Below are 20360 nucleotides of genomic sequence, written 5' to 3'. Positions count from 1 at the left end.
GCAGGGTTACCGCTGGGCACGTCAGGATCGGACTTGACGTGCTAACCCCACGGATAAATCCGGGGGTCTGCGCACTACGTCTACCTGATCATGAGCCCGCCGCCGCCCAGCCCCTGCATGGCCCGGAACACCACGAACGCCCAGAAGTCGGTGGCGAACGCGCAGCCCACCGAGGCGAGCGTGAACAGCGCGATCGCGACGAGGAACAGCCGGCGCCGGCCGAGGACGTCGCCGAACTTGCCGTAGACCGGCATGACGATCGTGGTCGCGAGGAGGTAGGCGGTCGTGATCCATACCTGGTGCTCGACGCCGCCGAGGTCGCCGACGATCGTCGGCATGGCGGTCGCGACGATCGTCTGGTCGAGGCTCGAAAGCAGCATGCCCGCGATGAGCGCGCTGAAGATGATCCAGATCCGCCGCTGCGTCAGCAGGAGAGGGGCGGGAGCGGTGGCCGTCATGATTTCCGTTCGGGGTCGGGATTCGGTGCGAAGAGGGCGCGGGCGGCGGCGAGCCGGCGGGCGAGAATCTCCGCGAAGGTGTCGGTGTTCGTCCGGGTGAGGAATTCCCGCGCGGTCGCCCTGGCGAGCGTGCGGATGAGCTGCACGGCGGCGCCGGCGCGAAGATCGCCTGCGGCGAGGCCTTCGCGCTGCTCGACGAGTTCCACGTCGGATTGCTCGTCGCGCAGCAACTTCTCGATGATCCGGGTGAAGAGCCGGGGCTCGCGTTCGAACGCGGTGAGGACTTCGCGGATGCTCTCGGCCGTGATGTCCGAGCGCTCCCAGCGCTGCACCGCCAGCTCGGCGAGGTCGTCGAGCAGGGTCGGGGAGAGCCCGGTGTTCGCGGGGTCACCGCTCGTGGGGTCACCGCTCGTGGGGTCACCGCTCGCCACGAACCCGGCCTTGAGCGCGTCGTCGTCATTGCCGCGTGCCGGAACTCCGAGGACGGCGTCGTCCTTCGAAGCGAAGTAGTTGAAGAAGGTGCGGCGGGAGATATCGACCTGTTCGCAGACCTCCTCGACGGTGAACCCGGACAGACCGCGTTCCGCAGTCAGCCTGCGGGCGTGGGAAGTCACCTGCGCAGCGGTCGCCGCCATACGCCGGCTGCGGATGTTTGTTGCACGATTCATGGCATAGTGCATTATTGCACTCTCGGCCGGTAGGTGCACCGAAGCCCGCTGTGTGCTCGGACGCATTCGCCCGCAGCTTGCGCTTTGGACGTCGCCGACCTGGGCTGCGTGCTCGACCCTGGCCGGGCACATCTCGGGCCCGGCATCCGACCTCTTCGCCGACCCGTAGCTCGGCGAGCTCTACCTCGGCAACCGACGCTCCAGCACCACATCGTCGAAGACGTTGAAGACAGGAAGGCCGCGACCATGACCGATCGCGCCTACCGCATCCCGATGAGCGGCGTCACCGGCCGGATGGGCTACCGCCTGGCGCAGGCACTTTCGATGAAGTGCGGCATCGGCACCGCGGCCCGTCACCGAGCTACCAGGTCAGCGCCACAACGGCAGTAAAGCACTGAGGTGCCGCCGCCCTTGGTGATCATACGCAGTTCCCGTCGTCGGGGATTCATTCTGTATGGCTGCGTTGAGCTCGCTGCGCCCGGTGTCGTTTGCAAGCTCATCGAGTAGCCGAATAAACACCGCGAACGGTCGACGGGACCGATGGGACCCGATTACCTTTGGCGGCCCGGATTCTCACGGCTTCTTTGCCGACCCTGTCGGGTATCGCTGCTATTCCTCCGGCTGTGAGCTTCGGCTGCACTGGGCTCGGAAGTGAGCCATTGTGGGCCTATATCAGATTGCGGGGAGTGCTTCTCGTTGAACTCTGCGTTTTCGGCTGTCCAGAAGAGCGGGGATGCTTCGGGGAATCGAGGAGGTTCATCCGGGCATGCTCGCTGCCCGGGACTCCCCTGTGGAGCGCGAGTGTCGTCGTGACCGGAAGTCGGGGAAATATTGTTGTCCTGTTGGTTCGCCGGTCTTGACGAGCGCGGTGCCTGGGGGTGCGCGTGAAGCTGACGAGGCGGCGAAGCAGACGTGGTTGCGGGGAACCACCATGCTGCGTTTGATGGGGATTCGATGCTTCAGGAGTGCATCTGATGGTTAGGAACCACAGGCTGATCATCCGCTTCGGCACGATCTTCGACCTGGCGACCCCACCAGTGGCGAGCACGCCGATCCAACTTGAACTGCGGTACGACACGCGCGATCCGTACGCGGTGGGCATGATCTTCAATCCCGGCCGGAACAGCCGAGCTCACTGGATGATCGCCCGCGACCTCCTCTCCGCCGGGCTGGTAAGCCGCAGCGGGGAAGGCAACGTCCGCATCAGCCCTCGACCCGACAACCCTGAGCTCGTGGTGATCGCGCTGACCACCCCGTCGGTACAGGGCGTCTTCGAAACGAGGGCTGATGTGCTGGCACGATTCTTGAACGACACCTATGCCGTCATTGCATCCGGCGATGAACACCGGTGGCTGAGCGTCGATGATGTGTTGAGCAAAGTGCTCCTGAACGATCAGCGGAATGACCGAAGTCCCGCCGAGCACGATTGAGACATATTCAACCAATTGTCACATAGGTCTACCGCTGGATGGTCAAAGCCGGTAGTCAAATTCCTGGCAGCTCCATTGTTCGTGTCAGTTCTTGGCTCCTGCGTGGACCCACGACAACGCCACGCACCGGCCACACAACACGATGAAACCGCCACGGACCTGCGTGCGGATCTCGGCGTCAAGGTGGTGGTAGCGGACGACGGTGACCAGGCGCGCCAGAGCGACGACGGTCGCCGCTGCTCCTGCCGATCTCGGCCGGGAGTGCGGCAGCCCGGCGTTCACCCGGGTGAACGTCAATTTCTCGCGAAATTGCGCCCCACCCGGGTGACGACGGCGCTGTCACCTTGACCGGATTTGGTGGATAGAGCCCGATCTCGGCGCTTGGTGCGGCAGAATGCACAGGTGGACTCCGTGCGCACCGCAACCGACTTCCGGGTCATCGACCTCGTCGCTTACTTCGCCGGACGGTGGGAGCTGGACCGGAAGATCGTCGATTCCGCCGGTGCGGGTCTGGCGGTGTTCACCGGCGTTGCGGATTTCACCCCTGACGACGACGCGCTCGTCTACCAGGAGCGTGGAACGCTGGTCATGGGGGAGCACCGGGGACCGGCGACACGGGTCCTTCGTTTCCGGGTGCGTGGCCCGGGGCTGGCCGACGTGCATTTCGACCACGGCGGCTTCTTCCACGATCTCGATCTGCGCGACGGTCGGTGGTCGGTCCGCCATCCCTGCCGCGATGATCGTTACCTGGGCGAGTTCGTCATCCACGGCCCGGATGTCTGGTGGCAGGTGTGGACGGTCGCCGGCCCGGCCAAGAGCTATACGTCCACCACTGCGTTCCGACGCATGCAGTGCACGCGAAGGTCGCCCGCCAGCGTCAGGACACAGCCCGTACCTGGGCCTTGCGTGTAGTGACCGATCACGATGCGATCGCGGTCGAGGACTTCCGCCCGAGGTTTCTCGCGAAGACCACGATGGCCAGGAAAGCGGCTGATGCCGCGATCTCGGCCACGCAGAACGAACTGATCATGATGAAGCCCAAGCACGGCCGCCTGGTGGTGCTTGTCGATCGGAAGCGCACGACGATGGACTGCGGGCAGTGCGGGGCGAGAACCAAGCACGCGCTGCCGCTGTCGGGACGAACCTATACCTGTACCGCGTGCGGACACGTCTGTCCCAGAGACAAGAACTCCGCGCGTGTGATGCTGGGCCGGGCTGGGCTGTACCCGGCCGGTGTCGAGGGCGGAAGACCTCCCGAGGCGCTGCCTCGGGAGGCTGCCTGAGCCAGGAATCCCCACTACGCCAGGAGACGAGGGACGAACAATTCCCGCCTTCACGCGGGGAAGCAGTCAACGGTCGAGTTGTCACGTGCGAACACGACTGCGTAGCAAGAACCATTTGCCTCGACTCGTTATAGACCATGCCGTAGCCGGGTCAGTCAGTCGTAGCCACGGACAATGTGGCTCTCATCGAACTTGGCGACGGCCGGAGCGTCTGTTTGCCTGCGGCAGGCGGGTGAGGCTAGCTCGACCGGCTCGTGGTCGCTGTCCACGGGCTGCCGTTGGCCTGCTGTGAGAAGGGTAGCGGTAGAAAGATCCATTGCGGTGGCTCCTTTTCAGCACCGGGATGTATTCGCCGGCCGGAAAGCGCGAATGGGCGCGGTAGCACCTCGAGAAGGCGTATGGCCAGGTTTTCCGACACCATCCGCCGCATTCGCAGCTCTCCCCGACGCGAACGGAAAGGAATGTGGCATGGGTCACATGGTAGGCATACGTGTTTGTCCCCGCCACGATTCATGTACGTATGGCCCTCCGTCTGGGGTGAACAAGGGCATCGTGCGATGGTCAGTCCCGCCACTGATGCCCGGCAGCAGGCGAGGCCGGGACTTCGCGGTGAGGCTTCGTTGTCGCCCCGCCGCTTACGCCGTTGCAGTCTCGTTGCAGGTTTCAGGTCAGGAGTGTCCACTATGGTCTGCTGTGCCGACAGCGCTGATCGCGGGCCAACGCGCTGCCGCACGCATCGCACGAGCCTTCCACGTGGGGCGGATTGAACTCGACGTGCCAACTGCGACCGCATTCCCGGCACGTTCGCCGACCGAGGTGACGCACGATTTCGTCCTCGCCGACGTGCATTTCCAGGACCGCGTCGATTGTCGGTTCCCGATTGCCGGAGGAGCTGTTGCAGGAACATGGCCAGCTCGACGGTGCGGGGGAAGTCGTCGACCAGGAAGTCACCGGCGGCGTTGCCTTCGTGAGGCAATCGCGCACCGTCTCCAGCGTGATCTCGTCGGCAACCAGCTCGCCCCCGGACCATGAGCGTTTGAGCCGCTCGCCGAGAACGGTTCGGCTACCGACGTGGCGACGGAAGAGGTCTCCGGTGGAGATGTGGGCAACGCCGAGTTGGGTTGCCAGGGTGTGCGCTTGGGTTCCCTTGCCCGCCCCAGGAGGTCTGATGAGGATCACGCGTCGGTGGACGTCTCGCTTCGCCTCCGTGGTCGTGCGGCTGGTTTTCGGTCCACGTCATCTTCGTCTCACCCTCCATAGCGCCCGGCAACAGTGGCCGCATCGTGTTGCTGTTGCCGCGGCGGCAGTGACCAGGGCGACCATCGCCGGGTGAACGGTGCGCAGCGGTCCGCTGATGTCCGCCGAGCCGAGGATCTCACCCATATCCGGGTCGCGAATGGGACTGGCCGCGCACGTCCAGTTGTGATGGGTGCGAACCAGGTGCTCGGCGAAGTAGATCTGCACCGGTTTACCGACGGCGAGCGTGGTGCCCATCGCGTTGGTGCCGATGGCGCTCACCGACCAGCGGGTTCCTTCTGCCAGCCGCACCCGGTCGGCGCGCCGCGCGACCTCGGGCATTGCCCTCGCGCCAGAGGATCAAGCCGTCCCGGTCGGTCACGATCACTAGTGCGGCCACGCCGCAGCTGCGGGAGAAGGCCGGGCGATGACCAGTGTGGCAAGACATTGCTGACTGGCGAGCCTCGAAGCCTGTTGACGAGCCCATGTGTAGAGCCATCGTGCCTGGTCACCAGTCGTGAGTGCGAAAACCGGCTGGAGCCCGTTTTCGCACTCACGACACCCGACCTGCGGCAACGGCACCCTGCACCGGTCGCGATGGAGGTCACGAACAAGCTCGGTGTCGGAGCGAGGCCGATGCCTCTTTTCTTCTCTCACCCGGGTTAAAGGGGCACACTTGTCGGACTTCCGTGGCGGAATGCGGTGTTGTCTGGCAACATCGTTCCGATGTTGCGTGTGCGACGTTGAATGCGCGCATGACGAGAAGTGGTGAGGGGCGATGCTTGGTCAGAAACGTTGGTTTCTGCTGGCAGCCCCACATCCGTTTCCTGATGTCACGGACAGGTTTCTCGACTGGATTCGCCAACCTCGCACAAGACTGATCGCCCAGGTGGGGCTGGGGACCTTTACTTGTGGGACAGCTGTGCGGGGCGTCGGGCTTTCGTACCTAGTTCAGGAACGCGGCACGGGTCGGCTCGACGCGCCACCGCAGGCGCGTCTTGCGGAGGTCGTGGTGTTCTGCAATGAACTCCGTGATCAGCGATGTGGCGGGGCGATCTCGGTCGCGAAGAAAGCCGACGCCGCCGTGAGAATCGCGTTGTCGCGCTTGAGAATCGCGTTGTCGCGCTTGACTTCCGTATTTTCCCGGCGTAGCCGTTGCGACTCCGCTGACTTTTCGGACGCTACACCCGCACGCGCCGCGGTGTCGGTCTCGCTGTGGCGAACCCATCTGCGCACCGTCTCGGCTGTCCCAACACCCGGTGGATCGGCCAGCGCCTGCATCGCTGACCGCTGCGGGGCATGCTCCCCGCGAGTCTCGGTAACCTTTCGGACAGCCCGCTCACGTGACTCCGGCGGGTGCTTCTTCGAACGAGACACGACTCTTTTCTTCCCCACAGATGAAACCCGGGGACGGACCGGGGCGGCTCAAGGCTTTCTAGGCGCTGGTTTGCGGATGGGGTGGGTGTGATGTTTTCGTCGATCATGGTGCCGGAGGGGGTGCGGCGGCTTTTTCAGGTGTTGACCGGTGAGGACATGACGGATGCGGATGAGGGTGTGTTGTTCGCGGTGGCGGATGCGTTGGAGTCGGGTGCGGCGGAGCTGGGTGAGGTGCGGGCGTTGGTGGCGGAGTTGGTGGGGAAGGTGCGGACGGAGTTTTCGGGGAAAGCGGCGGACCGGTTCGCGGACGGGTTGGGGATTTTTGATGGGTTGTTGTCCTCGGGACAGGCGGGGTTACTGGATTTAGCGGCGTTCGTGCGGAAGACGTCGCAGCAGGTGCGGTATCTGAAGTTGGTGACGATTTATAGCTTGCAATTGCTGTGGATAGAGATGGCGTGGGCGATGCAGTTTGCGGGGGCGACCGCTGGTGCGTCGCTGTTGTGGCTGGCGGCGCGGATGGCGGTGATGCGGTTTTTGTTGACGACGTGGTGGGGGCAGTTGTTCATGCGGTTGGCGATGATGGCGGCTGGTGGTGTGGTGTTCAACGTGCTGCCGGACGTGCCGGCCCAGCTGCAGATGCTGGGTGAGGAATCGGCTGAGAAGTGGGATAGGACGCTGACCGAGCAGGCGGCGGGGATGGGGGCGTTCTCGGCGTTGGTGGCGCTGCCGTTGTCGGCGGTGGGCGGTCTGGTCAGCAACATGTTGACGAAGGTCCTGGTGAAGGGCCTGGGCGATGACGTGGACGCGGCGATTCTGGAGGCGGCGGCGAAGAAAGCGGTGGCCGAGCACGCGGAGTTGTATCCGGTGTCGGCGATGGCGAAGTTCGCGGACGCGGTGGGCAAGAGCCTGGATGACTATGCGGGGATGTCGGTGGGGACGATGTGGTGGGCGCGGTTCGGGCATAGCGTGGGGGAGGCGGTGGAGAACGCGTTGTCGGAGTTTTTCGGGGAGGCGGGATATTTGGCGGCCACGGGCCAGGAGGTGACCTGGAACCCGTTTAGTTTGACGGCGGGTTTGTTCGAGACGGTGTTCAGCGGTGTGGGCAATCTGGCGGGTTTGGCGTTGCGGGGCAAGCTGCACCCGGAAGGCCCGAGCCCATACCTCGAGGGCACCGGCGGGGGCGGGGACGGCAGCGACGATGGTGGCGGGTCCGGTGGGGAGAAGACCCCGCTGCCGGGGGCAGGGTCCGGGTCGCAGCCAGGGGACATCCCTGGCTCCCCGGACAAGGACAGCACGTTCATCCCATCCGATGCCTCGCAATCGGATGCCTCGGATGCCTCGCAATCGGATGGCTGGGTTGGCTCGGGTTCCGGGGCCGGGTCGGATTCCTCGAGTGTGTCTGATGTGGACTCTGTGTTCTCGGATACCGGGTCGGTGGATTCGGCGGCGGTGTCGGTGCCTTCTGATGATGGCCTGGTGGTGCCCGCTTCCGCTGTGGTGTCAGCCGTTGTCGTGGGCGGCACGGACGGTAAGGACGGTAAGGACGGCACGGACGGCACGGACGGTAAGCGGGGTGCCGATGGCAGTGTGCCGGGCAGGGACGCGGCCGGTGATGTTCCGGTGGCGCCGGGTGCCGGGCAGCACCGGCCGGGCACACCCCCACCGGCGTATTCCGGTGGGGTACCGGGTGTTGACCCGGACCGGCCGGGCACACCGCTACCCGCACATTCCGGTGGGGTATCGGGTGTTGGTCCGGACCGGCCGGGCACACCGCCGCCGCCGTACAGTCCGGTTGCCGGTGGCGATCAGGCCGTGCCTGGGAAGCGGCCGCTGGAGGTGTCTGCCTCGAAGACACCGGATTCCCCGACGGTGATCCCACATGCGTCCGATGTACCCGCGGATCCCCCGCGCCCGGAGACCGGCAGGCCCGGGTCTGTCGTGGAGTCCGGCAGTGGTGTGCCTGCGGGGCATCAGGTGTCGGAGACTGCCGGGTCCCGGTCTGTCGTGGGCTCTGGCAGTGGTGTGCCCGGGGATCCCTCGCGCCCGGGGACTGTCGGGTCCGGGTCTGCTGCGGACGCCGGCAGTGGTGTGCCTGCGGGGCATCAGGGGGCGTCGGGTGGGGTGACCGGCCGCGATGGGGATCCCGGTGTGGACTCGGTTGCGGGGCGGCGGGATGCGCATCGCCAGGACGAGGCGGTGGTGTCGCCGGATTCGGTGACGCTGCCGGGGGAGGGGGCGCCGGCGGCGCCGTCTCTGCATCGGGATCCGGCGGCGGTGCTGCCGGCGGGCTTGCCGGCGGACACGGTGCAGGTGCCGGTGACCGCGGAGGTGGCTGCTGGTGGCAGGTTGGCGGAGTTCGTGCAGGGTGCCGCGGGTTCCACGGGCGGGCCTGTGCTGCTGGTGTCCGACAGCGATCCGAACGCGAGTGTGGTGGTGCCATCGGGTCAGGGGTCGGCGCTGGCGCAGGAGATAAGGCGCAACGTTGTCGCGATGACGCCGGGACAGGCCGGGCGCGAGCCGCAGTTAACAGTGTTCCCTGCGGATGGTTCTCCTCCCAAGCCGCTGGCCGGGCCTGGTGCCACGGTGCTCGCCGCCGGGCGGAGTGGGGGCGTGGCCGGTCTGGCGGACGCCTCGGCAACGGTCCCGGCCGCCGGTGGCAAGACGGTGGCCCGGGGTAAGGCACCGGCTGCCGGGACGACGTCTGCCCAGCAGAGGTCGGTGGCTGGGGAGGGACAGCCCACGGCGACCACGCCCGATGCCGGGACGGGCACGGTGCGGGATACCAGTCGGATACCGGTGGGTCAGTGGACGCCGTCGGAACTCGCCAGCGCGATCGCCGAGGCGAAGAAGCTGGTCCTGTCCAGCGAGGAAAAGGACGCGGCGAGGCAGATTGCGTGGCGCGCGCATGATGGCGCGGCGTTGGCTCGCGGGGATGCTGTCGTGCCGCTGGAGGATGTGGTGGCGCTGGTCGCGGCCAAGTACCACGACCTCGGCGATGATCATCGGGATCAGGTGGTGGAGTTTTCCGGGGCGCTGGCGGACTTGCTGCGTACGCGGCGCAGCGGGCCAGTCATCCAGGCCGGGGCCGGGCCGGCACGGCTGTCCGGTGTGGAGCCCGCCCCGGTGCCCTTCGGTGAGCTGAAGCCGCTGAAGCCTCCGGTGGATGGGCGGTCTGAGCCGCGTGGCGGCGACGCGGAAGACGGGCGGGATGGGTCACGTGGGTCGTTGCCGGATGTGGTGGATGACCAGCGTGGGGTGCTGAGTGCGGACGATTTGGCGGGGCTTTCTGAGGAGGGGCGCGCGGCGCTGGACGCTTTCCAGGCGGCGACGGGAGTGCCTGCGGCGCCGAGGCTGGCCGACGTTGATGGTCACAACGTCCTGGCGTACCTGCGGATGTGGCTGGACTGGTTGGGCGTTGCGGACCGTGCGGTGGTGGTGAGGAAGCGGAAGACGACGTGGAGAGTCCACTCGTGGTCGTCGGATCTGGACGGTCGGGAGTTGGTGGAGGAGGGCATCGACGCCTGGTATGTGATGGGCGAGTACGCGCCAGGGGCGAGGCCGGATGGCGCCATGCGGCCGGAGGACTTGTGGGGCCCCCTGACCGAGGGGGCGCCGGATCAGGCGACGGTTCCGGAGCATCTGGACCCGAACAGGGAGTTTTCGTCCGATGACGCCGACTTGGAGAACATCGGGGAGTCGTTTGAGTTCTTCGTGCATGTGGTGGATCCGGCTGGTGGCAGGGTGGAGTACGGGCTGGCGGATCCGGGGTTGTGGCGTCGTGGCCGTGAGGTCGAATGGGGTGGGTTGTTCGCGGCTTTGCAGGAGGAGGGGCCTGCGGAGTTGATGGATATGGTCAACCCGGGGGTGCGTGAGAGCCGGTATCTGGCTCAGGTGTTGGGGGTGGATGAGGCCACGGCGCGGGTGTGGCGGATGTGGTCGCACGTGCCCGAAGGGCATGCCGAGGCGTTGCGCCGGGCGATCATCGGGTCGACGGTCAGCACCTACGGCGGGCGAGAGGAAGTCAAGGCACTGGTCGAAGACCTGGTACCGGCCGGTGCGCGGTACCAAGAGCGGTTGAGCGCTCTGGGGCAGTTCATGGTGGGCCTGGCCGATCGCCGCCGTCTGCTGGGGAGGTCGGGCGCGGAACGGCGTGCCCAACCGGGTGTCCCCCGCAGCGCGGCCCAGTACCACGCCGAGCTGCGGCGAGAGGTGGACAGGCTCGGTGGCCTGGACCGGGTGGTGCTTGAGGGTCCGGGACCGCAGCGTGCCGGTGTGTCAGGCCGGCAGCCCAGCCGGCGGGAGCTGAACGTGCTGCGTGAGTTGGTGCATGCCCTGGACGGTCGTGAGTTTGACTACCTCCCGCGCTTCTTCGGTACGGATGGCCTGGTCACCGAGGCGATCGGCGATGATGAGTGGCGTCGCGGCGGCGATCGTGCGGTGATGCGCGGGGTTTTGCTGGACACGTTTCTCGCGGCGTTCGGCGGGCCGGAAGGGGCGGTCGCGCTGGCTGACCGGTTGCGGGAGCTGAGCCTGGGCCCCCTGAAGCAGCTGGGCTTGGAGATGGCCTTGCAGGGGGAGCTCGACCCTCGGAGGGGCATGCAGGTGGCCTCGCAGCGGCTGCCGGACCCGCAAACCGCGAAGACGGTTCTCTTTTTGCTGATGGATGATTTGTTGCCGTGGACTCTGGGTGATCTGGTGGAGTTCGTCGCCGGGGGTGCTGTTCCGGCGGGAGTCCCGGATGGGGAATTGGTGTCTCGCCTCGGCACGGCCCGAGCGGCCTTGGCGACCGGAGTTGTCGAGTCCACGGCTCAGAGGTGGCTGGACGGCAGCCAACAGCCCGAGCCGGAGTATCTGCAGCGGATGCGCGAGGCTGCCCGGCTCCCGAGCTCGGAGCTGGTGCGCTACCTCGGTCCGAGCCGAGCACTCGAGGTGACCGACACCGTCTGGCTTGGTAGCGACGAGTCGGGTGTATGGCAGTGGCTGATGGGGTTCGTCGAGCCCCGCGCGGGGGAAGCTGGGAAGCTGCGCCAGGGTGCTCTGCGGGCTATCCGGGACGGGCTCGTCCCGCCAGCGCCGTCCAGGCGGTTGGGTTGGAGCGTGAGCTGGATACTGGAGGCTGAGCGCCGTCTCGCGTGGGCCGATGCCACAAAGGGAGGCGAGTTCCCGTCCGAGGCTTGGGAACAGTGGAAGAAGGTGAAGGACTCAGTTCGGTCTCTACGGCCCGAATCGCGAAAGGTCATCGATGGGTTGGGGGAGTCGCTGAGGGCTTCGGTCAACTACATCGTTGTTCAGGTTCTGCTCGGCAATGAGATCGCGAAGGCCATGGTGGCGGGCTCGGGCATCGTGATTCCCGACCCGGGTCCCAAGGCGGCCACGGAGTTGCTGGAGCAGATCGCCGACAGCGTCCGCGCCGCGGACGGCATGCTGCACTCTGGTGTGTTGCGGCGGGTGGTGGGAGGTGCGGCGAGTAAGGAGTTCCAGGCCGCGACCGGGGGTGTTGTCCCGCAGCCCCGGCTGACCGGTGGCCCCGATGCCGTGCGGGAGTTCATGGAGCAGTGGGCTGGGGACGACGTTCATTTCCTTGTGCTGAGGATGCCGCCGGCGACCCCGTGGCGAGAGACCTCGCAGGATGTCCCGCAGGCAGTGTATGTGAACGGCAACGGCCCGAATACGTTTCCCTCTGGTGACTTCTTTGAAGGCGGGCCGGCGCATTATTTCCTGCACGCGGTCCGGGGTGATGGCAGAAGGATCGATCCCGCGTCGACGTTGTCGTTGGGTGTGATGGCGGCCGCGGGCGATGCCTTGGCTTGGTGGGCTGTGCCTGGCCGACTGCGCGCCCCCGCGGCCGACAGTGATGGCGATGGTTCCGCAGCGCCCGTGTCTCAGGGGGAGGGTTCGCCGCCGACGGCCGCCGACGTCATTCTGGGGGGGCCGGTGCAGGCGTGGCTGGATGGCCGGTTGCCGCGAGTGCTTCATTTGACGGAGTCCGTGCGGCGGGAGCGGCTCGGTAACCTCGCCGGGCTCGCGGAGGTGGCCGAGTTGGCGGGCTGGATGGAACAGCACCTGAAGGCGATGCGGCCGGGATTCGATCCGGGCGGTGAGCACGCATCCAACCTCGAAGCTGCGAAACGCATGCTCCGGAAGGGAGCCTGGACCTCAACGGATCTGCAGACGGTCGCGGATAGTTTGCCTGGGCTGCGGGAGGCCGAGAAGGCCTGGAAAGACCTGGCGTCCCGGGCAAGGGAAGCGACCGGCGAGCGGAAGCGACGCACCTCCGCTGATCCGGCTGACCCTGCTGATTCCGCTGGTGTGAAACGTCGTCGTCTGTCCTGGCCTGGTGTGGTGCCGGGCGAGGCCACCTCCGCGTCCGCCGCTGGCGGCGAACCTGGTGGTGCGGGCCCGGAACGGGCGGATCCTGGCGGTTTCGGCGGTCCCACACCGGGCCGCATCTCTTCCAGTCCTACGAGGCAGCCGGATCCGGATCCGGATGCGATCGAAACGGCGCCCCCGTTGCAGCCGGCGTTGGTTCCGGCCGCCTCTGGTGGCACGACGGTGGCCGGGGGTGAGGCATCGGCTACCGGGACGGGGTCTGCCCAGGCGAGGTCGGAGGCTGCTGGGGAGGAACAGCCCGCGTCGACCACACCCGGTGCCGGGGCGGGCACGGTACGGGATACCAGTGAGATACCGGTGGGTCAGTGGACGCAGGAGGATCTGGTCCGCGCGATCGCCGAGGCGAAGAAGCTGGACCTGTCCAGCGACGAAAAGGCGAAGGCGGCGCAGATTGTGCGGCGCGCACATGACGTCGTGGCGTTGGCTCGCCGGGATGCCGTCGTGCCGCTGGAGGATGTGGTGGCGCTGGTCGCGGCCAGGTACCACGACCTTGGCCGGGAGCACTGGGCCGAGGTGGTGGAGTTTTCCGGGGAGCTGGCGGACTTGCTGCGTACGCGGCGCAGCGAGCCGGTCATCCACGCCGGGGCCGGGCCGGCACAGCTGTCCGATGTGGATTCCCGCCGGGTGCCCTTCGGTGAGCTGAAGCCTCTGGTGGAGGGGGGGTCTGAGCTGCGTGGCGGGGAGGGGTCGCTGCCGGATGTGGTGGATGGCCGGCGTGTGGTGCTGGGCGCGGAGGATTTGGCGGGGGTTTCAGGGGAGGGGCAGGCGGCGCTGGAGGCTTTCGTGGAAGCGACGGGAGTGGCCGCACGGCCGAGATTGGCTGGGGTGGATGGTCACGCCGAGGTTGATGGTCACCATGTCCTGGCGTCCCTGGAGATGCTGGGCTGGTGGGGTGTTGTGGACCGTGCGGTGGTGGTGAAGAAGCGGACGACGACGTGGAGAGCCCGCAAGTTGTTGTCGGATGTGGACGGTCGGGAGTTGGTGGAGGAGGGCGTCGACGTCTGGTATGTGATGGGCGAGAACGCGCCAGGGAGGCCGGATGGCGCCAACCGGCCCGACGACTTGTGGGCCCCGCTGACCCAGGGGGCGCCGGAGGTGTTGCGGAGGGTGCCGCCGCGTCTGGATCCGAACGGGGAATTGCCGGAGGGTACCTCGTTGGAGAACATCGGGGAGTCGGTGGAGTTCTTCGTGCATGTGGTGGATCCGGCTGGTGTCAGGGTGGAGTACGGGCTGGCGGATCAGGGGTTGTTGCGTCGTGGCCGTGAGGTCGAATGGGAGGGGTTGTTCGCGGCCCTAAACGATGAGGGGCCGGCGGGGTTGATGGGTATGGTCAACCCGGGGGTGTACCGGGACCTGTATCTGGCTCAGGCGTTGGGGGTGGATGAGACCACGGCGTGGGTGTGGCGGATGTGGTCGCACCTGCCCGAAGGGTGGCATGCGGAGGCGTTGCGCCGGGCGATCATCGGGTCGGTGGTCAGCACCTATGGCGGGCGGGAGGAGGTCAAGACACTGGTCGAAGACCTGCTGCCGGACGGTCAGCGGACCAAGGAGCGGTTGCGGGCTCTGGGTGAGCTCATGATGACCCTGGCCGATCGCCGCCGTCGGCTGGAGAGGTGGGGCGAGGTAACGATTGACACCCCCAGCGCGGATGAGTACCGCGACGAGCTGCGGCGCAAGGTGGACGGGCTCGGTGGCCTGGACCAGGTGGTGCTCGCCGCGAGCAAGCCCGACAGCCAGGTGAAACGCGACCTGGGCGGTCCGGCACGGCAGAGTGCCGGTGAGCCAGGCAGGCGGCCCAGTCCGCGGGAGCTGAACGTGCTGCACGAGCTGGCGCAAACCCTGGACGGTGATGAGCTTGGCTACCTCAAGCGCTTCCTCGGCGACTTCTGGGACATTGCCTATGCGGTCGGCGTTTCTGCGGGAGACGTGCAAGAGTGGCGTCGTGGCCGTCCCAGCGATCGTGCGGTGATGCGCGGGATCGTGCTGGACACGATTCTCGCGGTGTTCGGCGGGCCGGAAGGCGCGGTCGCGGTGGAGGACCGATTGCGGGAGCTGACCCGCCTGAGGCGCGTGCGGTTGTTCGCGCACGGGCAGCCGGAGAGGGCAGCTACCGCCGCGGACAAGGTTTTCGGTTTGCCGACCACGCAGGGTTGGTGGGATTGGACTCTTCCCGGGGTGGTGGACTACGTCGCCGGAGCTGCTGTTCCCGCCGACGTCTCGGATGAGGAAGTGGTGCGCGACCTCGGCGCAGCCCGAGCGGCCAAGGTGACCGGAGTTGACGATTCCACGTTGCAGGCGTGGCTGGACGGCAGTAGCCAGCCCCTCCCGTTCCAACAGCGGCTGATGCGCGAGGCTGCCCGGCTTCCGGGTTCGGAGCTGGTGCGCTACCTCGGCCCGGGCCGGGCACTCGAGGTGACTGACAGCGGCGTGGTGTCCGAGCCCGTTGTATGGGGGTGGCTGACGGACGTCGGCGAGCCCTCCGCGGAGCTAGCTGGGAAGCTGCACCAGGGTGCTCTGCGGGCTATCACCGACGGGGTCATGCAGTGGCCGCAGCCGTTGAGGCGGGTGGTGTGGAGCGAGAGCGGGATTCGGGAGGCTGAGCGCCGTCTCGCGTGGGCTGATGCCACGAAGGGGGATGAGTTCCCGTCCGGCGCCCTGGAACAGTGGCAGGAGGTGAACAACTCACTTCGGTCTCTGCGGCCCGAATATCGAGAGGTCATTGATGGGCTGGGGAAGTCGCTGAGGGCTTCGGTCAATTACATCGTTGTTCAGGTGCTGCTGGGCAATGCGTACGCGAGGGCCATGGTGGAGGGCTCGGGCATTGTGATTCCTGCCCCGGGTTCTGAGGCGGCGGCCACGGAGTTGCTGGAGCAGATCGCCGATCATGTCCGCGCGGCGAAGGGTTTGCTGCATTCTGGTGTGTTGCGGCGGGTGGTGGGAGGTGCGGCGAGTGCGGAGTTCCAGGGGGCCACGGGGGGTGTTGTCCCGCAGCTTCGGCTGACCGGTGGTCGTGATGCGGTGCGGGGGTTCATGGAACAGTCGGCGGGGGGCGGTGTTCATTTCCTTGTGTTGAGGGTGCCGCTGGCGGCTTCGCAGGATGTGCCGTCGGCGACCCCGCAGGATGTGCCGTCGGCGACCCCGCAGGATGTGCCGTCGGCGACCCCGCAGGATGTGCCGTCGGCGACCCCGCAGGATGTTCCGCGGGCGGTGTATGTGAAGGGTGACGACGCGACTGCGTTCCTGGCCTCTGGTGACTTCTTTGAAGACGAGTCGGCGCATTATTTCGTGGACGCGGTCCAGGGTGATGACAGAAAGATCGATCCCGAGTCGGTGTCGTCGGAGGTGGTGGCGGGCGCGGGCGATGATGTGGCTTGGTGGGCTGAGCATGGCGGATTGGGTGGGCCGGAGCTGGTGGCGTGGCTGGATGGACGGTTGCCGCGGGTGGCGGGGTCGCTTGATGCGCCGGAGTCCGAGTCGGTGCGGTTGGACCGTAACCTGGCTGGTATTGCGGAGCTGGCGGGGATTGCGGAGCTGGCCAAGTTGGCGGGCTGGATGCAGCGGCATTTGACGGTGATGCGGCCGGGATTCGATCCGGGCGGTGAGCACGCATCCAACCTCGAAGCTGCGAAACGCATGCTCCGGAAGGGAGCCTGGACCTCAACGGATCTGCAGACGGTCGCGGATAGTTTGCCTGGGCTGCGGGAGGCCGAGAAGGCCTGGAAAGACTTGGCGTCCCGGGCAAGGGAAGCGACCGGCGAGGGGAAGCGACGCACCTCCGCTGATTCGGCTGACCCTGCTGATTCCGCTGGTGTGAAACGTCGTCGTCTGTCCTGGCCTGGTGTGGGGCCGGGCGAGGCCACCTCCGCCTCCGCCGCTGGCGGCGAACCTGGTGGTGCGGGCCAGGAACGGGCGGATCCTGGCGGTTTCGGCGGTCCCGTATCCGGCCGCATCTCTTCCAGTCTTACGGGGCAGCCGGGTCCGGATCCGGCTGCGATCGAAACGGCGCCCTCGTTGCAGCCCGCGTTGGTTCCGGCCGCCTCTGGTGGCGAGACGGTGGCCGGGGGTGAGGCATCGGCTACCGGGACGGGGTCTGCCCAGGCGAGGTCGGAGGCTGCTGGGGAGGGACAGCCCGCGTCGACCACGCCCGGTGCCGGGGCGGGCACGGTACGGGATACCAGTCGGATACCGGTGGGGCAGTGGACGCAGGAGGATCTGGTCCGCGCGATCGCCGAGGCGAAGGAGCTGGAGCTGGACCTGTCCAGCGACGAAAAGGAGACGGCCGGGCAGATTGTGTGGATCGCGCATGACGTCGCGGCGTTGGCTCGCGGGGTTGCTGTCGTGCCGCTGGAGGATGTGGTGGCGCTGGTCGCGGCCAGGTACCACGACCTTGGCCGGGAGCACTGGGCCGAGGTGGTGGAGTTTTCCGGGGCGCTGGCGGACATGCTGCGTACGCGGCGCAGCGAGCCGGTCATCCAGGCCGGAGCCGGGCCGGCACGGCTGTCCGGTGTGGATTCCAGCCGGGTGCCCTTCGGTGAGCTGAAGCCTCTGGCGCCGCTGACGCCTTCGGTGGAGGGGGGGTCTGAGCCGCGTGCCGGCGACGCGGAGTACGGGCGGGATGGGTCACGGGGGTCGCTGCCGGATGTGGTGGATGGCCGGTCGGTGCTGGGCGCGGGGGAGCTGGCGGGGGTTTCTGAGGAGGGGCGCGCGGCGCTGGAGGCTTTCCAGGCGGCGACGGGAGTGCCTGCGGAGCCGAGGCTGGCCGACGTTGATGGTCACAACGTCTTGGCGCACCTGCGGATGCGGCTGGACTGGTTGGGCGTTGCGGACCGTGCGGTGGTGGTGAGGAAGTGGAAGACGAAGTGGGAAACCCGCGGCAGGGGGCAGTCGTCGGATCCAACGGTGTTGGTCGAGGAGGTCATCGACGCCTGGAATGTGATGGGCGAGTACGCCTCGCCAGGGGCGAGGCCGGATAGCGCCACGCGGCTGGAGGACTTGTGGGGCCTGTTGCCCCCCAAGGTGGGGCAACACAATGGGGGGTGGTGCCGCCGCATCTGGATCCGGACCGGGTTTTGCCGCCGGGTACCCGGTTGGTGAACGTCGGGGAGTCGGTGGAGTTCTTTGTGCATGTGGTGGATTCGGCTGGTGGCAGGGTGGAGTACGGGCTGGCGGATCCGGGGTTGTGGCGTCGTGGCCGTGAGGTCGAATGGGAGGGGTTGTTCGCGGCTTTGCAGGATGAGGGGCGGCCTGCGGAGTTGATGAATATGGTCAACCCGTCGGTGCGTGAGAGCCGGTATCTGGCTCAGGTGTTGGGGGTGGATGAGGCCACGGCGCGGGTGTGGCGGATGTGGTCCTACTTGCCCGAAGGGCATGCCGAGGCGTTGCGCCGGGCGATCATCGGGTCGGTGGTCAGCACCTATGGCGGGCGGGAGGAGGTCAAGCGTCTGGTCAAAGGCCTGCTGCCGGACGGTCAGCGGACCGAGGAGCGGTTGCGTGCTCTGGGAGAGCTCATGGTGCGCCTGGCCGATCGCCGCCGTCGGCTGGGGAGGTGGGGCGAGGAAGAGCGTGCCCCACGGGGTGGCCCCCGCAGCGCGGACAAGTACCGCGAGGAACTGCGGCGAGAGGTGGCCGGGCTCGGTGGTCTGGACGAGGTGGTGCGTGCCGGGAGCGGGCCCGATATCCGGGTGGAGGTGCCGGTGTTCCGCGGTCCGGCACCGCAGCGTGCCGGTGTGTCAGGCCGGCAGCCCAGTCGGCGGGAGCTGAACGTGCTGCAGGAGTTGGTGCACGCCCTGGACGGTCGTGAGTTTGACTACCTCACGCGCTTCTTCGGTGAGTACTGGCAGGTCGCCCGGGCGATCGGCGTTCGTCCGGACGACGTGAGCGCGTTGCGTCTTGGCCGTGGCGGTGATCGTGCGGTGGTGCGTGGGATCTTGCTGGACACGTTTCTCGCGGCGTTCGGCGGGCCGGAAGGGGCGGTCGCGCTGGCTGACCGGTTGCGGGAGCTGGGCCTGGGTCCCCTGAAGCAGCTGGGCTGGGAGATGGCCTTGCAGGGGGAGTTGGACCCCCGGAGGGGCGTGCAGGTGGCCTCGCAAGGGCAGCCGGACCCCGGGGGGGACGTGCAGAGGGCCTCGCAGGGGAAGGAACTTACCGCCGCGGAAACGGTTCTCGGTTTGCCGGCCATGGAGGGTTTGCTGCCGTGGACTCTGGGCGATGTGGTGGACTACGTCGCCGGGGGTGCTGTTCCGGCGGGAGTCCCGGATGGGGAATTGGTGGCTCGCCTCGGCACGGCCCGCGCGGCCTTGGTGACCGGAGTTAACGAGTCCACGGCTCAGAGGTGGCGGGACGGCAGCCAACAGCCCGCCCCGAACCATCTGCGGTGGATGCGCGAGGCTGCCCGGCTCCCGAGCTCGGAGCTGGTGCGTTACCTCGGTCCGGGCCGAGCGCTCGAGGTGACCGACACCTCCGTCTCGTCTCCTGGACACGAGTCGGAGGTATGGGGGTGGCTGGCGGGCGTCCGCGAGCCCCCCGCGGGGGAGCCTGCGAAGCTGCGCCTGGCTGTCCTGCGGGCTATCCGGGATGGGCTCGTCCCGCCAGCGCCGTCCAGGCGGTTGGGTTGGAGCAAGAACTGGATACGGGAGGCTGAGCGCCGTCTCGCGTGGGCCGATGCCAAGAAGGGAAGCGAGGAGTTCCCGGCCGAGGCTTGGGAGCAGTGGAAGAAGTTCCCGGCCGAGGCTTGGGAACAGTGGAAGAAGGTGACGGCCTCAGTTCCGTCTCTGCGGCCCGAATCGCGAGAGGTCCTCGATGGGCTGGGGAGGTCGCTGAGGGCTTCGGTCAATTACATCGTTGTTCAGGTTCTGCTGGGCAATGAGATCGCGAAGGCCATGGTGGAGGGATCGGGCATCGTGATTCCCGACCCGGGTCCGAAGGCGGCCACGGAGTTGCTGGATCAGATCGCCGATAGCGTCCGTGCCGGGAAAGGCATGCTGCATTCTGGTGTGTTGCGGCGGGTTGTGGGAGGCGCGGCGAGTGAGCAGTTCCAGGCCGCGACCGGGGGTGTTGTCCCGCAGCCCCGGCTGACCGGTGGCCCCGATGCCGTGCGGGAGTTCATGGGGCAGTGGGCGGGGGACGACGTTCATTTCCTTGTACTGAAGGTGCCGTCGGCGACCCCGTGGCGAGAGACCTCGCAGGATGCCCCGCGGGCAGCGTATGTGACGGGCAAGGATGCGACGAATGCGTTCCTGGCCTCTGGTTATTTCTTTAAAGACGGGCCGGCGCATTATTTCGTGGACGCGGTCCAGGGTGATGGCCGTAGGATCCATCCCGGGTCGACGTTGACGCTGGGTGTGATGGCAGCCGCGGGCGATGCTGTGGCTTGGTGGGCTCAGCCTGACGACCTGAGCGCCTCCGCGGCCGACGACAGTGATAGCGATGATTCCTCAGCGCCCGCGTCGCCGGGGGAGGGTTTGCAGCCGGCGTCCGCCGACGTCATTCTCGGTGGGCCGGTGCAGGCGGCGCTGGATG

10 protein-coding genes and 1 pseudogene are annotated in these 20360 nt (G+C 67.2%); 5 read left to right on the top strand and 6 right to left on the bottom strand.

The features are described from left to right. Positions 1 to 80 precede the first annotated feature (80 nt). Complete coding sequence (locus FDZ84_RS00230; protein WP_246868706.1) at positions 81 to 458, bottom strand: MFS transporter; 378 nt, start codon at positions 456 to 458, stop codon at positions 81 to 83. Next, positions 455 to 1126 carry a TetR/AcrR family transcriptional regulator gene (locus tag FDZ84_RS00225; RefSeq protein ID WP_246868705.1) on the bottom strand — a complete coding sequence of 224 codons (672 nt, stop codon included), beginning with the start codon at positions 1124 to 1126 and terminating at the stop codon, positions 455 to 457. Before FDZ84_RS00225 ends, FDZ84_RS00230 begins: the two co-directional genes overlap by 4 nt. Before the next feature lie 246 nt (positions 1127 to 1372). Here FDZ84_RS00225 and FDZ84_RS00220 point away from each other — a divergent pair, with 246 nt between their 5' ends. Both FDZ84_RS00220 and FDZ84_RS00215 read left to right on the top strand, forming a co-directional pair. Beyond that, a complete protein-coding gene (locus FDZ84_RS00220; RefSeq protein WP_168584177.1) occupies positions 1373 to 1516 on the top strand; it encodes a hypothetical protein in 144 nt (47 codons plus the stop codon). A 647-nt stretch (positions 1517 to 2163) separates the two neighbouring features. Beyond that, complete coding sequence (locus FDZ84_RS00215) at positions 2164 to 2556, top strand: SsgA family sporulation/cell division regulator (RefSeq protein WP_246868704.1); 393 nt, start codon at positions 2164 to 2166, stop codon at positions 2554 to 2556. Positions 2557 to 2640: 84 nt separating this feature from the next. On the opposite strand, the gene FDZ84_RS00210 is transcribed toward FDZ84_RS00215, so the two are convergent. After that, on the bottom strand, positions 2641 to 2838 hold the full coding sequence (locus FDZ84_RS00210; RefSeq protein WP_168584175.1) for a hypothetical protein: 198 nt from the start codon (positions 2836 to 2838) through the stop codon (positions 2641 to 2643). 129 nt (positions 2839 to 2967) lie between these two features. Between FDZ84_RS00210 and FDZ84_RS00205 the strand changes: the two genes are divergently transcribed. Together FDZ84_RS00205 and FDZ84_RS00200 are read left to right on the top strand one after the other, a co-directional pair. Next, positions 2968 to 3468, top strand: coding sequence for a DUF6314 family protein (locus FDZ84_RS00205; protein ID WP_246868703.1), 501 nt, complete (start codon positions 2968 to 2970; stop codon positions 3466 to 3468). Continuing rightward, positions 3468 to 3839 carry a zinc ribbon domain-containing protein gene (locus tag FDZ84_RS00200; RefSeq protein WP_210435374.1) on the top strand — a complete coding sequence of 124 codons (372 nt, stop codon included), beginning with the start codon at positions 3468 to 3470 and terminating at the stop codon, positions 3837 to 3839. Before FDZ84_RS00205 ends, FDZ84_RS00200 begins: the two co-directional genes overlap by 1 nt. A gap of 681 nt (positions 3840 to 4520) precedes the next feature. Here the strand turns inward: FDZ84_RS00200 and FDZ84_RS40435 are convergent. The 3 genes and pseudogenes from FDZ84_RS40435 to FDZ84_RS00185 form a co-directional block, all read right to left on the bottom strand. Then, positions 4521 to 5018: a nucleoside monophosphate kinase gene (locus FDZ84_RS40435; RefSeq protein WP_168584174.1), complete on the bottom strand. Its 498-nt coding sequence runs from the start codon at positions 5016 to 5018 to the stop codon at positions 4521 to 4523. A 108-nt stretch (positions 5019 to 5126) separates the two neighbouring features. After that, positions 5127 to 5466: pseudogene (locus FDZ84_RS00190) on the bottom strand (GAF domain-containing protein); the annotation flags it as partial. Positions 5467 to 6110: 644 nt separating this feature from the next. Continuing rightward, complete coding sequence (locus FDZ84_RS00185) at positions 6111 to 6356, bottom strand: hypothetical protein (protein WP_168584073.1); 246 nt, start codon at positions 6354 to 6356, stop codon at positions 6111 to 6113. 186 nt (positions 6357 to 6542) lie between these two features. Between FDZ84_RS00185 and FDZ84_RS00180 the strand changes: the two genes are divergently transcribed. Beyond that, positions 6543 to 17936, top strand: coding sequence for a hypothetical protein (locus FDZ84_RS00180; protein WP_168584072.1), 11394 nt, complete (start codon positions 6543 to 6545; stop codon positions 17934 to 17936). The last annotated feature ends 2424 nt before the right edge of the window (positions 17937 to 20360 follow it).

It is taken from the genome of Saccharopolyspora sp. ASAGF58 (assembly GCF_012277335.1).
Taxonomy (GTDB): domain Bacteria; phylum Actinomycetota; class Actinomycetes; order Mycobacteriales; family Pseudonocardiaceae; genus Saccharopolyspora; species Saccharopolyspora hattusasensis.
Note: the sequence above shows the minus strand (reverse complement) of the source record. Positions and strands in the feature narration are given on the sequence as shown.